15 protein-coding genes, 1 tRNA gene and 1 riboswitch are annotated in these 14,743 nt (G+C 66.9%); of the genes, 8 read left to right on the top strand and 8 right to left on the bottom strand.

The features are described 5' to 3' along the window. Positions 1-100 precede the first annotated feature (100 nt). Positions 101-691, top strand: a complete 591-nt coding sequence (locus ACYVN4_RS39115; protein ID WP_460728271.1) for a helix-turn-helix domain-containing protein — start codon at positions 101-103, stop codon at positions 689-691. A 137-nt stretch (positions 692-828) separates the two neighbouring features. Here ACYVN4_RS39115 and ACYVN4_RS39110 read toward each other — a convergent pair whose 3' ends face one another. From ACYVN4_RS39110 to ACYVN4_RS39095, 4 genes are all read right to left on the bottom strand, one after another. Then, positions 829-1,485, bottom strand: coding sequence for a hypothetical protein (locus tag ACYVN4_RS39110; RefSeq protein WP_460728269.1), 657 nt, complete (start codon positions 1,483-1,485; stop codon positions 829-831). Between the two features lie 105 nt (positions 1,486-1,590). Further along, on the bottom strand, positions 1,591-2,385 hold the full coding sequence (locus ACYVN4_RS39105; RefSeq protein ID WP_460728267.1) for an alpha/beta fold hydrolase: 795 nt from the start codon (positions 2,383-2,385) through the stop codon (positions 1,591-1,593). Positions 2,386-2,465: 80 nt separating this feature from the next. Further along, entirely contained in the window at positions 2,466-2,741 is a 276-nt protein-coding gene (gene dmpI, locus ACYVN4_RS39100; RefSeq protein WP_460728265.1) for a 4-oxalocrotonate tautomerase DmpI, read from the bottom strand. A gap of 33 nt (positions 2,742-2,774) precedes the next feature. After that, positions 2,775-3,668 (bottom strand): LysR family transcriptional regulator, encoded by an 894-nt coding sequence (locus ACYVN4_RS39095; protein WP_460728263.1) that lies wholly within the window; start codon positions 3,666-3,668, stop codon positions 2,775-2,777. A gap of 544 nt (positions 3,669-4,212) precedes the next feature. Here ACYVN4_RS39095 and ACYVN4_RS39090 point away from each other — a divergent pair. Beyond that, a complete protein-coding gene (locus ACYVN4_RS39090) occupies positions 4,213-4,842 on the top strand; it encodes a hypothetical protein (RefSeq protein ID WP_460728261.1) in 630 nt (209 codons plus the stop codon). Next, positions 4,826-5,299, top strand: coding sequence for an NUDIX domain-containing protein (locus ACYVN4_RS39085; protein WP_460728259.1), 474 nt, complete (start codon positions 4,826-4,828; stop codon positions 5,297-5,299). Before ACYVN4_RS39090 ends, ACYVN4_RS39085 begins: the two co-directional genes overlap by 17 nt. 4 nt (positions 5,300-5,303) lie before the next feature. Here the strand turns inward: ACYVN4_RS39085 and ACYVN4_RS39080 are convergent, their stop codons facing one another. Beyond that, positions 5,304-6,212 (bottom strand): dienelactone hydrolase family protein, encoded by a 909-nt coding sequence (locus tag ACYVN4_RS39080; protein ID WP_460728257.1) that lies wholly within the window; start codon positions 6,210-6,212, stop codon positions 5,304-5,306. A gap of 183 nt (positions 6,213-6,395) precedes the next feature. On the opposite strand from ACYVN4_RS39080, the gene ACYVN4_RS39075 reads away from it, so the two are divergent. Together ACYVN4_RS39075 and ACYVN4_RS39070 are read left to right on the top strand one after the other, a co-directional pair. After that, the gene (locus ACYVN4_RS39075; RefSeq protein ID WP_460728255.1) at positions 6,396-6,998 is read left to right on the top strand and encodes a DUF6636 domain-containing protein; all 603 of its coding nucleotides are present in this window, start codon (positions 6,396-6,398) and stop codon (positions 6,996-6,998) included. Between the two features lie 8 nt (positions 6,999-7,006). Continuing rightward, positions 7,007-7,855 carry a class I SAM-dependent methyltransferase gene (locus ACYVN4_RS39070; protein ID WP_460728253.1) on the top strand — a complete coding sequence of 283 codons (849 nt, stop codon included), beginning with the start codon at positions 7,007-7,009 and terminating at the stop codon, positions 7,853-7,855. Here ACYVN4_RS39070 and nicT read toward each other — a convergent pair. Both nicT and ACYVN4_RS39060 read right to left on the bottom strand, forming a co-directional pair. After that, positions 7,798-8,886 carry a Nickel transporter NicT gene (gene nicT / locus ACYVN4_RS39065; protein ID WP_460728251.1) on the bottom strand — a complete coding sequence of 363 codons (1,089 nt, stop codon included), beginning with the start codon at positions 8,884-8,886 and terminating at the stop codon, positions 7,798-7,800. The genes ACYVN4_RS39070 and nicT overlap by 58 nt on opposite strands. Positions 8,887-8,913: 27 nt before the next feature. Next, positions 8,914-9,102, bottom strand: a riboswitch (cobalamin riboswitch). 31 nt (positions 9,103-9,133) lie between these two features. After that, positions 9,134-10,771: a long-chain fatty acid--CoA ligase gene (locus ACYVN4_RS39060; protein WP_460728249.1), complete on the bottom strand. Its 1,638-nt coding sequence runs from the start codon at positions 10,769-10,771 to the stop codon at positions 9,134-9,136. 486 nt (positions 10,772-11,257) lie between these two features. Here ACYVN4_RS39060 and ACYVN4_RS39055 point away from each other — a divergent pair, with 486 nt between their 5' ends. From ACYVN4_RS39055 to ACYVN4_RS39045, 3 genes are all read left to right on the top strand, one after another. Then, the gene (locus ACYVN4_RS39055) at positions 11,258-12,727 is read left to right on the top strand and encodes a flavin-containing monooxygenase (protein WP_460728247.1); all 1,470 of its coding nucleotides are present in this window, start codon (positions 11,258-11,260) and stop codon (positions 12,725-12,727) included. A gap of 68 nt (positions 12,728-12,795) precedes the next feature. Then, a complete protein-coding gene (locus ACYVN4_RS39050) occupies positions 12,796-13,179 on the top strand; it encodes a DUF5313 family protein (protein WP_460728245.1) in 384 nt (127 codons plus the stop codon). Positions 13,180-13,258: 79 nt separating this feature from the next. Continuing rightward, positions 13,259-13,331, top strand: a tRNA-Arg gene (locus ACYVN4_RS39045). A 219-nt stretch (positions 13,332-13,550) separates the two neighbouring features. On the opposite strand, the gene ACYVN4_RS39040 is transcribed toward ACYVN4_RS39045, so the two are convergent. Then, positions 13,551-14,711, bottom strand: coding sequence for an XdhC family protein (locus tag ACYVN4_RS39040; RefSeq protein ID WP_460728243.1), 1,161 nt, complete (start codon positions 14,709-14,711; stop codon positions 13,551-13,553). Between the last annotated feature and the right edge of the window lie 32 nt (positions 14,712-14,743).

The following is a 14,743-nucleotide window of genomic DNA, read 5'->3' as shown; positions in this document are numbered from 1 at the left end:
AGTAGATTGAATCCGGGCTGAAGGGTTCCGATCGGCTCGAGGCAAACCCTGGGCCCGGCACGGGCGCGGGCGAGAATGGCGGATCGGAGAAAGGCGAGGAGTGGATACCGAACACGGACGTTGGCGGCGACTGGGCCAGGTCGTGCACGCGCGGCGGCTGGACTCGGGGCTGACGCTCGCCCGGCTGGCCGAATTGACCGAGCTGTCACAGTCTTTCCTGAGCCAGTTCGAGAACGGGCACAGCAATTCGAGCCTGCGTTCCCTGCAACGCATCGCGGATGCGTTGGGCGCCACCGCGACCGAGCTGCTGGCCGCCGCCGACGAGGCCCCGCGCTCGCCGGTGGTGCGCGCCGACGAGGACACCCGGCTGCCGCAGTCCGATCCCGCCGACGGCTCGGTGCGGTCACTGGTACACGGGGAACGCGATCTGCGGGCCCTCGAGTTCACCGGCGGCGCGGCACATGGCGAGCGCGAATTCACCCACGCCAACGACGAATTGATCTATGTGGTGCGGGGCGCGATCACGGTGGTGGCCGCAGGCGTGGAGCACGAGCTCACGGCCGGGGACACCTTCTATTGCATGGCCGGCGTCTCCCATCGCTGGTGGGCGCACACGCCGCAGACCACGACACTGCTCGTGTCGGTCGCCGACACGCTGGCGATCCGCCGCCGTCCGCATCGAAAAGCCTAGAATCACAGGCGTGGACGCACTTCTCAGCACCATCGGCATTGTCGTGGTCATCGGCGTGGCAGGGGCCGCCTACGCGGCGTTCCTGGTGCTACGCGGCCGCAAATAGCCTCGCGGGCACCGGTTTCCGCCGCTCGCGGTCAGTTGGCGACCACCGGCCAGGGGTAGAAGGCCAGGTGGATGAGCAGCACCACGAGTCCGGCCAGCAGGATCGCCGCCACCGGGTGGGCGCGGCGTTCCAGATAGCCCACGGTGCGAAACAGCGTGGGGAACGGGACATCCCGGGTGAAGAACAGGGCCAGGATGCTCGGGACGATCACCCACATCAGGGCGATCAGACCGTAGAGCACGTACGCGCCCAGGTACGAGTGCGGATGCATGCCCCGATCCGCCGCGGCGAACAGGACCGCGAAGACGTAGGTCCCGACGGCTGCCAGCAGGTAGCCCGCGCCCAGTAGCGTGATCCGCGAATCCGTCTTGGTCACACGGCCGTTCACGGTGAGGGTGCGGCCACCGACGGTCTCCACGACCGGATCGGCCGACCTGGTGAATTGGGGGACCGCGTAATAGGCGAGCAAGACGATCACCGCCACCACGACCAGCCGGACCCACGCGTGCTGCGTTTCCAGGTGCCCGATCGTATTGGAGATGGTCGGCCAGCTCGCCAACCCGAATACCGAAGCGAGTTCGGACACGGCGATCGCCAGCCCTGCGAGGCCCCACATGCAATAGCCCCAGAATTCGAGCGAGCGTCCCGCCGCCGTGGGTACGGCGTCGCTGCCGACATCCTCTGTCATACTGCCGGTTTATCACCGAAAACTGGCTCTACCTGCATCCATACCCAGTCGATATCGGGTTGGAACGACCTCGACATCTCCGGGTACCGGATGGTCGGTCCGTCGTCAGGTCCGGTCGAAGAACGCCGCGATCGCCTTGGTGAAACCCGGTCCGTCCTCGAGCGGCAGAGCGTGACCGGCCTCGAACTCGAGGTACTCGGCGGCGGGAACGGCATCGGCGACCTCGCGCTGTTCGGCGATCGGAACGACCTGATCGTAGGCGCTGCCCAGTACCAGCGTGCGGGCGGCGATGCGGGGCAAGAGGTCTCGGATATCCGCCGAGCGGTCGGCGGCGATCTGAACCGCTTTACCCGGATCCAGCAGATCGGTGAAGGCGGCGACGGTTTGCTCGAAATCCTCGGCGCTCCACGCCGCGAGGGTCTCCGGGCGCAAGACCGTCAACGGCAGCAGGCGCGCGAGGGCGGCGGGATCGTTACGCAGCAGGTGCTGCCACAGATCGAACACGGCCGCCGCGCGGGTGCCCGTCACGGACCAGGGTGCGTGCAGCACAAGCGATTCCACCCGGTCGGGATGGCGGGCCGCGAGTGCGGCCGCCGTCACCGCGCCCAGTGAATGCCCGGCCAGCCGGAAGGCGGTCAGTCCGGCGTGGTCGGCGGCGGCCAGCACCTGCGCGGCCAGATCGTCGACGGTCACCACGTCGGGTGCGGTGGTGGCTCCCGAACCGGCGTAGTTGGGGGCGACCACCGTGTAGCGATCGCTCAGTTCGGCGATCGACTCCGCCCAGTTGGCCTCGGCATGGGCGAAGGTGCCGTGGACCAGCACCACGCCGGGACCGGTTCCGGTGACGAGGTATTCGACGGTGCTCGGGCCGTGGCTCAGGGCGACGGGTGCGAAGGGCATGAGTTTGTTCCGTTCTCGATCGGTCGGGCTGCCAGCAGCGTGCAGGTGCGGGCTGGCAGCCCGCTGTCAGGCGCGTGTCGCTATTTGCCGTCGGCGGTCAGGCGACCGGCGGTGCCCCAGCTGTCGGCGGGGGTCTCGTGGATCCAGACCTGCACGGCCTCGGCCGGGATCTGGTAGGCGTCGACGAAGGCGTCGGTAATGCGGCGCACCAGGTCGCGCTTCAGCTCGACGGTGCGGGGACCCTGCTGCACGGTGACGATCGGCATGACTGTTCTCCTTGCGAAAAATGATGGGGTGCAGGCCGTTTGCCTTTCCTGGCCTGAGAACAGTTCACCGGAATTCCGCGCCGCGACCAATGAGCAGGTCGCTAGCGCAGCGATAAGTGATCCTTATCGTGAAGTCGGCTCGGCGAGCAACGCCCCGAGCAGGCGCAGATTCGGCGAGGCGGCATCGGCGCGCACCGCCAGCGCGATCGGCAGGGTCATCCCCGGATCGGCGAACGGCAGGAAGGCGACCCGGGAGTTGTGCACCTGCCGGGCATTCGACTCGTAGACCACCGTCCACATGGGTGATCCGGAGCCGATCGCGGCCAGCGTGTCCTGCAGCGTGGTGGAGGTGGGCGCGGGCACCGGCTCGAATCCCGCACGCACACAGGCGTTCAGCACCAAATCCACCAGCGCGGGATGATTGCGTCGCTCGGTCAACCGCAGCGGCACCGCCGCCAGATCCGCCAGCCACACCGAATCCGCTTTCGCCAGTGGATGTTTCGCGGGCAGCGCGACCACCAGTGGGTCATCCCAGGCGGGCAGGAAGTCCAGCTCCGGACTCTCGCCGGGTTCCGGCGACCGCACGAACGCCGCATCCAACCGCCCGTCGGCCACCTGTGCCAGCCGCTCCCGCACCGGCATCGCCATCAACTCCACCTGCACCTGCGGCGCCTTCTCGGCAAACGCATCCAGCACCGCGTCCAACCGCTCCCCGAGCCCGGTCACCGTCCCCAGCCGGAACACCTCGGCCCGCCCACCCGCCAACTCCGCCACACTGGCCCGAGCCTGATCCGCCGCCGCCAGCACCGCTCGGGCCGCAGGCAGAAACCGCAACCCCGCCTCGGTCAACCGCACCCGCCGCGGCGACCGATCCAGCAACTGCACCCGCAGATCCCGCTCCAACCGCTGCACCTGCTGACTGACCGCCGGCTGCGCAATATGCAACCGCTCCGCCGCCCGCCCAAAATGCAACTCCTCGGCAACCGTCACGAAATACCGCAATTGACGCAACTCCACCGTTTCATCCAAACACCACGGCCCCGCTCACACGCTCACGGCATGCCGTTCGTCTTGGTGGATGGCAGATCCCTCCGCGGTGGGGAGGCATGACGGGTGTGGACGTCTTCTGGGCTCTGAGCTGGGCCAGAGCCGGTCGTCCGGAGTTCGGGTCGTACACGACCATGCCGGAAAAGTCGTAGCCGAGTCGATTCGCCAGCCTGCGGATCTGTGATTCGTCCCAGAGCTGGGAGATTCCGGATACGTCGGTACGGATGTACCCGAGAGCCGTTGGCCTGTAACGCATTACCGCCCTCCGCTTTCGTATCGATCGAGTGCCGTGGTTCCCTGAACCTCCAGGTAGAACCCGGCATTACCGTCCGGCTCGGAGCTGTCCGACTGGAGTTCGAGAACGCCGCCGGGAAACGGAAACAGCCGTGTGCGCGGCGCGATGCTCAGAGCGGGACTCGGCTCGGCAGCACTTGCCGCAGCTGTCGGAGTAGACGTCAAGACTGTGAATCGGTGGCTGGCGGGGCGAGTGCCGCATCGTCGAACCCGGCTCCAGGTGGCCGATGTGCTCGGGGAGACGGAAGAGGCATTGTGGCCGACTTCCCGGCCGGATACGCAACCAGGCGCACCTGCGACTGCCGAGGTACTGGCTGCTTACGCGCATCGCGCCGAGATACCGAGCGATCTCTGGGTTTCACTGGTGCACAAGGCGACCGAGCAGATAGACATCATCGGCTACGCCTACCCGTTCGTCTTCGAGCTGCTTCCCAAGGCCGCTGATCTCATTGCGGCCAAGACAAGTTCAGGGTGTGTGGTCCGGCTCGGGTTCGCCGACCCCGATTGTGATCACGTGATCGAGCGGGACCTGCTGGAGCAGATGGGAGGAACGCTAGCGGGCCGGATACGCAATGCGCTGTCCATGCTGGGACCCTTGGCCAGCACTCCGGGGTGTTCTGTGGGACTTCACGCGACGCACCTGTACAACTCGGTGTTTCGGTTCGACTCGGAGATGATCGTCACCCCGTACCTGTTTCGGGCCAGGGGTTATCAACACACTGCGCTATACCTGCGAAGGTTGTCTCCGCACGGCATATTCGAGTCATTTGCAGACCAGTTCGAGCAACTATGGGGCACGACCACTCCGTACACGACAACGCAAGGATTCGGCCATGGGCACACGCCGTGACTACTACCGAGACCCCAACGCACCCAAGCCGAACTCGCTCAAGCCCGGCGGGTCGGCGCTGGTCGTGGACGCGGGCGGCCGGGTGTTGATGCAGCGGCGAGGCGACTCGGGGAATTGGTCGTTGCCCGGCGGGATCATGGAGGTTGGGGAGACCCTGGAGCAGTGTGTGATCCGGGAGACTCACGAGGAGACCGGGCTGGATATCGAGATCACCGGGCTGCTCGGAATTTATACCGACCCAGAGCATGTCATCGAGTACTCGGATGGCGAGGTCCGGCAGGAGTTCGCGATCGTTTACCGCGGCCGGGTGGTGGGTGGCGAGATTCGGGTTTCGCACGAGTCGACCGAGGTTCGGTTTCTTTCCCTGGAGGAATTGGCGGGTTTGCCGGTGCATCCGACGGTTCGGTTACGGCTCGAGCATTATCGGGAGCAGCGGCACAGTCCGTGGCTGGGTTAGGGGCTCAGGCCAGATACTTTCCGTACCAGTCGATTACGCGCTTCCAGGCTTCGGCGGCGGCGGTTGGCTGGTAGCGGGCGCCGGTGTCGTTGAAGAAGGCGTGGTCGGCGTTGTCGGCGACGTAGGTGTCGTGGGGGAGGTGTGCCTGGTCGAGGGCGGATTCGGCGGCGGCGCGGGTGGCGTCCACGCGCGTGTCGAGGGCGCCGTAGACGGCCAGGACCGCGGCCTTGGAACCGGTGAACTGGCCGCCGTCGGGGAAGGGGCCGTAGAACGGGGTGGCGGCGGCGAGCTCCGGGGTGGCGGAGGTGAGCAGCAACCAGGTGAGGCCGCCGCCGAAGCAGAAACCGGTGGCGCCCAGCTTCTTTCCGGGGACGCGGCGACCGAGTTCGGCCAGGCCCGCGCGCAGGTCGGCGACGAAGCGGTCGTTGGGGATCTTGCTCAGCGCTGCGGTCGCGGCGGCGTCGTCGGTGAAGGTGGCGGTGCCGCCCTCCTCGGAGAGCAGGTCGACGGCCAGTGCGGAATAGCCGACACCGGCGAAACGGCCTGTGATGGAACGGATGTGGTCGGTGAGACCCTTGTTCTCGTGGATCACCAGCACGCCACCCTTGGGTGCGGACGCCTGCGCCCACGCCGCCTGCAAGGTGCGGCCGTCGGGGCCGGGCAGGGTGATCGCGGTGGACGGCACCGCTGTCGCCTTCCCGGGTGGCGGAGCCGACGGTGACGCGGAAGGCGCTGCCGTCGTACTCGGCGCGGCTTGCTTGGCCGATTCCCCGCAGGCCGCCAGCAGCGCGACCGCCGCGGGTGTGCCGATGCCCATCAGGCCCAGTCGTCGCAAGGCTTCCCGGCGGCTGAACAGGCCCTCCGCGTGGTCGGTGGCGATTTCCTCCGCGATATAGCGCTGCAGCGGCGTCATGGCCCTCAGCCTAGGCCGACGCTCGCTTCCGGTCTCGGCGAAAACCCTGTGGATATGCTCGAGCCGTCAAGCCCGAGGAACCATGGGCTCTTGTGCAAGCTAACGATTTGCATGCTTCGCGCGAATGTTCTTGTGGGCGAATCGAATTGCCGGCCATTCCCGATGACTGAAAGCGATGTGATCATGCGTGCGTTCCTTGCCACCGCGGCGGCCCTGCTACTCGTCGGCGCCCTGTCGGGTTGCGACCCGAACACCAGCACCCCCGGCGCGGCACCGACCACCCAGCCTGCTCAGGTGACCCAGCCTGCCCAGGGCGGCACCCCGCCCACCACCGCAGCCAAGACCACCACCCTCCCCAACCGCGACGACGTGAACGTCGACGCCCGCGACTTCGAAGCCCAGGGCCACTACTACTTCCAGTCGCCCAGCAAGAACATCAAATGCGGCATCTACGTCGACGACCTGCACACCGTCGGCTGCCAGCTGAAGAACGCCACCGTCATCCCCGCGGGCCTGGACTGCGCCAACAACCCCGCGCACGAGGTGGCCGCCAGCTTCCAGAACGGCAAGCCGCAATTCGTCTGCCTGAACCAGGGCGTCTTCGTCGGCCCGCCCACCGACGGTTCGACCGCCCCCGGCAATCACGAGGGCGGCGGCAAGATCCTGGAATACGGCCAGACCATCGGCGTGCGCGGCGTCATCTGCGAATCCATGACCTCCGGCGTCCGCTGCACCGTGGACGGCCACGGCTTCGTCATCGCCGCCGAGAGCCAGTCGCTGTTCTGAGTCCTACGATGGGCGGCGTGACCATCGATCCTTTGTCGGTGAACAGGCGAAACTGGGACGCCCGCGCGGGAATTCACGCCGCCAGCCGGTTCTATCGGGACCGGGATTCCGGCTACTGGTTCGCGCCCTTCGAGTGGGAGACCCTCGGCGAGGTCCGCGACCGCGACATCCTGCACCTGCAATGCCATCTGGGCACGGAGACGGTGGAGTTCGCGCGGCGCGGGGCCCGCGCGGTCGGCCTGGACTTCTCGGCGGAGTCGATCAAGCACGCCCGCGAATTGGCCGGGGACACAGTCGAATACGTCTGTGCCGACGTCTACGACGCTCGAACAGCCTTGCCCAGCAAGCAGTTCGACATCGTCTACACCGGCAAGGGCGCGCTCTGCTACCTGCCGGAGCTGACCCGCTGGGCGCAGGTGATCGCCGACCTGCTGCGCCCCGGCGGCCTGCTCTACCTGGTCGAATTCCACCCTCTGCTGCACGCCCTGGGCCCCACCCCGCCGCCCGGCGTGGACCCGGATCAGCTACTGCTGCACGACGATTACCTGTCCGGCCGCGGCCCACAACGTCGCGACAGCACCCACACCTACACCGACGGCCCGGACCTCACCACCGACACCACCGCCTACGAATGGCGGCACGGCCTCGGCGAGGTCATCAACGCCCTGCTGTCGGCCGGACTGTCCATCACCGGCCTCACCGAATCCGAGACACTGCCCTGGCCGCGCTGGCCCGGCATGGTGCAGACCGCCGACGGCTGGTGGCGGCTGCCGCCGCCGGCCCCGATCATCCCGGTGCTCTACGGCCTTTCGGCGGTCAAGGACCAGCGGGTCTCGACCTTCGCCAGCCGCCAGTAGAGCAGCGCGATCGCCCACACCGCGACGAACAGGCCGACGATCACGAATCCCACATTGTTGAGGTCGATCCCGGCGATCCACGCGGTGACCGGGTCGGTGAGATCCAGCTTGCTGTGCAGCACGCCGACCAGTTCGATGGTGCCGATGAGGAACGCCACCGCGATCGAGAGCCCGGTGATGGTCAGGTTGTAGTACACCTTGCGCACCGGATTCGAGAACGCCCAGTGGTAGGCGAAATTCATGAAAGTCCCGTCGAGCGTGTCGAACAGGCTCATGCCGGAGGCGAACAGCAGCGGCAGGCAGATGATCGCGTACCAGGGCAGTCCCGCGGCCGCCCCGGACCCGGCCATCACCATCAGCGTGACCTCGGTGGCGGTGTCGAAGCCGATCCCGAACAGCAGCCCGATCGGATACATCTGCCCCGGCCGGGTGATGGAACGGGTCAGCCGCCCCAGGATCCGATTGATGAAACCCCGGCTGTCCAGGTGCTTTTCGAGCTCGTGCTCATCGAACTGACCGGAGCGCATGGCCTTGAACACCCGCCAGATCCCGGCCAGCGCCACCAGGTTCAGCGCCGCGATCAGATACAGGAAGCTGCCCGAGCTGAGCGTGGCAACCAGGCCGAGATCCTTGCGGGTCGCGGAGTCGTCATCGGCCAGCGTGGTCGCGAACCGCGCCCCGGCCGCGATGCCCACCGCCAGCAGCACCACCACGGTCGAGTGCCCGAGCGCGAACCAGAAGCCCACGGACACCGGACGTTTCCCGTCGGCCATCAGCTTGCGGGTGGTGTTGTCGATGGCCGCGATGTGGTCGGCATCGAAGGCGTGCCGCATGCCGAGGGTGTACGCGGTGACGCCCAGCCCGACCCCGAACACCTGGGTGCCGACGGTGTAGTGCGCGGGCAGCACCAACGCGAACAGAATCCCGAATGCCACCACGTGCATGACGGCGATGGTTGCGAGCAGTCCGCCGGTGCGGAGCCAGTCGCGGCGTTCCCAGCGCAGCGCGGGAACAGGGTTGGGTACAGACACAGAGCAGCCTTCCAGCACCTCGTGGAACGGTTCAACGGTGCCGTGGCCGGTCTCCTGGCTGACGGGTCGAACACCGGCGCGCCTGGCCTTCCGGGACCGAGATCCCGTGACCCCTGCCCGCGAGGACAGGACGACGCACCGACTAACCGATCACAGTGGCGAGGGCCGTGCCGGAATTACACCGGCTTCCCGAACACCACGGCAGCCCTCACAGTAAGGGCCGCCGTGGTGTTGCGGACAGCCGGGCTCAGCCCAGCGTGATGACGGTCAGGCTGCCGTCCGCGTGCTGGGCGCGCAGCCGCTTCTTGTCGAACTTGCCGACGCTGGTCTTGGGCACTTCCGCGATGAAGGTCCAGTGCTCCGGCAGCTGCCACTTGGCGAACTTGGGGGCCAGGAAGTCGCGCAGCTCTTCGGGTTTCGCCTCGGAGCCTTCCACCAGCACGACCGCGACCAGCGGCCGCTCGTCCCACTTCGCGTCCGGGATGCCGATGACCGCGGCCTCCGCGACGGCCGGATGCCCGACCACGGCGTTCTCCAGGTCCACCGACGAAATCCATTCGCCGCCGGACTTGATCACGTCCTTGGACCGGTCCACCAGGGTCAGATAGCCGTTCGGGCTGATCTTGCCGACATCGCCGGTGCGCAGCCAGCCGTTGTCGAACTTGTCGGGATCGACCTCGGCACCGGTGGGGGAGTAGTACGACCCGGTGATCCAGGGTCCGCGAACCTCCAGCTCGCCCAGCGCTTCTCCGTCGTTGGGCAGCACGCTGCCGTCGTCGCCGACCAGTCGGGCCTGCACACCGGCGGGGAAACGGCCCTGCGTGTAGCGGTAGGCCCACGCCTCCTCGCCCTCGGCCCCGGCCGGCGGGTGGCCGACCGAACCCAGCGGCGAGGTCTCGGTCATGCCCCACGCGTGCAGCAGCTTCACATGGTGAAGCTCTTCGAAGGCCCGCATCATCGACGGCGGCACCGCGGCACCACCGACCACACACGTACGCAGGTACGAGATGTCCTGCGGCTGCGCCTGCAACGCGGCCAGCACGCCGCCCCAGATGGTGGGCACGGCGGCGGCGAAGGTCGGCTTCTCCTGCTCCATCATCTGCAGCAGCGGGGCGGGCTGCAGGAAGCGGTCGGGCATCAGCACATTCGCGCCCGACATGAGCGCCGCGTACGGGATGCCCCAGGCATTGGCGTGGAACAGCGGCACGATGGCCAGCACGGTGTCCGCGGCAGTGAAGCCCATGCCGTTGGGGGAGATCACCTGCATGGCGTGCAGCCAATTGGAACGGTGCGAGTAGACAACGCCCTTGGGGTCGCCGGTGGTGCCGGAGGTGTAGCACATGCCCGCCGCCGACCGCTCGTCGATGACCGGGAAGTCATAGCTGTCCGATTGCGCGGCAAGCAGTTCCGCGTACGCGTGCACGGTGACGCCCTCGGGCGCGGTCACGGTCGCGACATCCCCGTTGGCGACGATGACGTGGCGCACCGTCTTCAGATTCGGCAGGTACTGGTTGAACATCGGTACCAGCGAGCCGTCCACGATGACCACCTGGTCCTCGGCGTGGTTGGCCACGTACACCAGCTGCTCGGGGAACAACCGGATATTGAGTGCGTGCAGCACCGCGCCCATCGCGGGCACCGCGATGTAGGCGACCATGTGCTCGTTGTTGTTCCACATGAACGTGCCGACCCGATCGCCGACGCCGATGCCCAGGTCACGCAGGGCATTGGCGAGGCGGGCCGCATCCTGGCCGATCTCGCGATAGGTCTGGGTGCGCACGCCGTCGCCGGTCCAGGTGGAGACATGGCTGTCGCCCTGGAAGGTGGAGGCGTAGCGCAGCAGCGTCGCGAGTGACAGCTGCTCGTCCTGCATGGTGCTCAACATTTCCCAACCGCTCCTTGCATGTACCTACTGGAGAGTGAACTGAGTCACTAGCGGCGAGCCTAGCTGAATTCGGACACGGTCGGTCGGGGCCCTGCGACTTGCGGAATTACTCGAGCTGCGGGCGGCGGACCCCACCTCCGCCACCCGCAGCTCGTGCCGACCCGCCGCCGCCCAACACGACGACCTGCCGGCTCCGCGGTCCTGATCGGCATCGACGTGCTGTCGCAACCCCCTGCGGCTGCGCAGAATAGCCAATCACTAACCAGGACAAGCAAATTGGAGCAAGAACTTCCGTGAATATATTGAGTGTGACACCGGGTTGTCCAGTCGAGGACGGCGTCGCAGGTCAGACCCTACTCACTGGCTCGGACAGTGAGGTGTGAGCAAGGTGAGCGTGCGCTTGCTCACAAGCGGTGGCCGAAAATACCGATTGGCTGACCGGCGATGTCTGCCTGACCAGCGAGAACAGCCTCTAACGTAGCGGTTATGCAGCGAGAGCCGTCCATCCTGATCATCGGTGCCGGGTTCGCCGGACTGGGCCTGGCCCTGGAATTGCAGCGGCATGGTCTGACCAACTTCACCATCCTGGAGAAGGCCGCGGATCTCGGCGGCGTGTGGCGGGAGAACACCTATCCGGGGGCTGCCTGCGATGTGCCGTCGCCGCTGTACTCGTGGTCGTTCGAGCCGAAATCCGATTGGCCGCGCCGGTTCTCGCATCAGGCCGACATCCACGCCTACATGCGCACGGTCGCCGAGAAGTACGACCTGCCCGCGAAGATCGAGTTCGGCGCCGAGGTCGTCGACGCGGAATTCGATGAGGCGGGCGGCAGCTGGCGCGTGCGCACCGCCGACGGCGTCACCCACCTCGCCGACGTCCTCATCCCCGCGGTCGGCCAGCTCTCCCGCCCGGCCCTGCCCAACCTGCCCGGCATCGACACCTTCACCGGCGCGGCGTTCCACTCGGCCGAATGGGATCACTCGGTGGATCTCACCGGTAAGCGGGTGGCCTGCATCGGCACGGGAGCCAGTGCCATCCAATACATTCCGGCCATCCAGCCGCAGGTCGAGCACCTGACCCTGTTCCAGCGCTCGGCCGCCTGGGTGCTGCCCAAGTTCGACACCGAGTACACGCCGCTGCATCACGCGCTGTTCAAGCACGTGCCCGGCACTCGGCTGGCCGAGCGGTTCGCCATCTGGAGTTTCTTCGAGGTAATGGCGTTGGCGCTCACCGATGTTCCGGCCATCAAGACGCCGGTGATCGCCATCGCCGACCGGCACCGCGCCAAGCAGGTGCCGGATGAATCCTTGCGCGCCAAGCTGACTCCCGACTACGCGGCGGGCTGCAAGCGCGGGCTGTTCTCCAACGAGTACTTTCCGGCGCTGGCCCAGGACAATGTCAGTGTCGAGACCGCGGCCATCGAGGCGGTGACCCCCAACGGGATTCGCACCGCCGACGGGGTGGAGCACGCGGTCGATGTGATCGTCTACGGGACCGGGTTCAAGGGCACCGAATTCCTCGCGCCGATGAATATCTATGGCCTGCACGGCCGCAAGCTCGCCGACGAATGGTCGCCGCAGGGCGCGCGGGCCTTCCTCGGCATGTCGGTGCCGGGCTTCCCGAACCTGTTCATGATGTACGGGCCGAACACCAATGTGGGCTCGGGCTCGATCATCTACATGCTGGAGTCGCAGGCCCGCTATATCCGGCAGGTGATCGAATACCTGGGTGCGCGGCCCGGCCGGTTCCTGTCCGCGCGGCCGGAGGCCGAGCAGGGCTGGGACGACTGGCTGCAGCGGCGGTTGCAGGACACCCCGTGGAACTTCTGCTCGAGCTGGTACCGCAATGCGTCGGGCCGGATCACCAACAACTGGCCGGGCGCGACGGTGCTGTTCCGTTGGAAGACAAAAATTTTCGAGGCATCGGACTACGACGAGGGGCAGGCGGCGAAGGCATAGGTCGAATCTATGGACGCCTAGAAAATTGCCTGCTACCTGCGAGATCGCGGTGGGCGCAGGCTGAATACATGATCCGCCAACGCTCTCGCCCCACCTTCCTGGAATGGCTCGGCTACACCGTCGGCCGCCCCATGCCCGACGACCTGCGCGCCTGGGTGCTGCGCGACCTCACCGGAAAGCACGCCTACGCAAGACATCTCGCCCGCGGCATGGTCCCCTTCTTGCCTCTCTACGCGGCCTTCCTGTTCGCCTTCCCCGGCCCCGTATGGCTCCGCCTGGCGATGACAGCCCTGGCCCTGATCCTCGGCCTGTTCTACTGCGCCGCCTACATGGCCCCCAATCGCGCCCACCGCCTGGCTCAACACCACCTCCCCGCGACCCTCGACGCCCCCGGCATCCTGCACGCCACCCCCGCCGAGCGAGCCCGCTACACCGCCAACCACCCGCACTGACCGGCCCACCCCCACGGATGCGGCCCCCGGCCCCTCCGCCAGGTAGACTCCCCGACGACCAGGCCGGTCACCCCGACCAGCCCTCGTAGCTCAGGGGATAGAGCACCGCTCTCCTAAAGCGGGTGTCGCAGGTTCGAATCCTGCCGAGGGCACAGCTGGGAAGAAGCATTTCCGCAGGTCAGGTTTGTTCCCTAAATTGCAAGGGAATCGGCGCTAACACAAAACCCCAGGTCGCGTGTCGCAGGTTCGCGCCCTACGGGGGTTGCTGTCAGCTAGCACCCCAGCTCAGAGCACCTATAGTGCGGCATAGTCAGCAGATGCTCTTCGAGATGATCACGACGTATTGATCTTTGCCGTGCGGTGTGACCGTTTCACACCGTGCGATCAGCGAACGGTCGCGCGACCCTGGTGGTCTGGTGCATGTCCTGTGCGGCGTCGTGGATCGGACCGGTTGCGCGGGAAAGGTTTTGTCCTGTCCGTTGATTGGTGTTCGCGATGATTTCCGCGGCGATGCCGATAGCGGTTTCGGCAGGAGTGCGGGCGCCGAGGTCCAATCCGATCGGGGAATGCAGGTGGGCCAGTCGCTCCGCGGGCACGCCGATCTCGCGCAGTTGGTCCAGTCGTTGCTGGTGGGTGCGCCGCGATCCCATCGCGCCGACATAGTCGACGCCCAGACCGAGCGCGAGCTGAAGCAGCGGGATATCGAATTTCGGGTCGTGGGTCAGGACACAGAGGACGGTTCTGGTGTCGATGTCGATGCCGGTGGCGGCGAGGTAGCGGTGTGGCCAGTCGACGACGATCTCGGCGTGTGGAAACCGTTCGGGCGTAGCGAATGTGGCTCGTGCGTCGCAGACGGTGACGCGGTAGCCGAGGAAGTCGCCGATTTCGCTGAGCGCGGCGGCGAAGTCGACCGCGCCGAAGATCACCATTCGCGGTCGGGGAGTTCGGACGTGGATGAACAATGTCAGCCGCGTAGCCAGAGCGCAGGCATCGATGTCGAGGTATCCGCCCGCCCCGGCTTCTAGTCGGATGCCTGCCGCCTCGATTGCGGCGCTGTCGACCTCGGCGTCGCCCAGCGACCCGCTAGGTGCCGTGTGTGCAGGCACGTGGATCATGCGCCCGAGCAGTTCGGCCGGTCCGTCCACGATCTGGGCGATGGCGACGGATCGATCGTGCGCGACATCGTCGAGGGCCGCCGCCAGCTGCGGCGTGGCAGCCGGGTCGATTCGATCCACCAGCACGTCGATCTCGCCGCCGCAGGTCAATCCGACGGCGAAGGCATCGGTGTCGGAGTACCCGAACCGAGTCCGTTTCGGCGTGCCGTCGATGTCGAGTACGTGTCGGCACAACTCGTACACGGTCGCCTCGACGCAGCCTCCGGAAATGCTTCCCGCTACGCGGCCATCGGAGCCGACGGCCATCGAGGTCCCTGGCGGGAGCGGGGCGCTCCCGCGTACGCCGACCACGGTGGCCAGGGCGAACGGCAGGCCGTGGCGATGCCAATCGGCCAGTGTGGCAGCGATATTCAGCACGTGCGGGTCTCCAGGTTCAAGGTGTTCGGGTC

The organism is Nocardia heshunensis (assembly GCF_054782115.1).
This window is presented reverse-complemented; position numbering and strand designations above follow the sequence as displayed.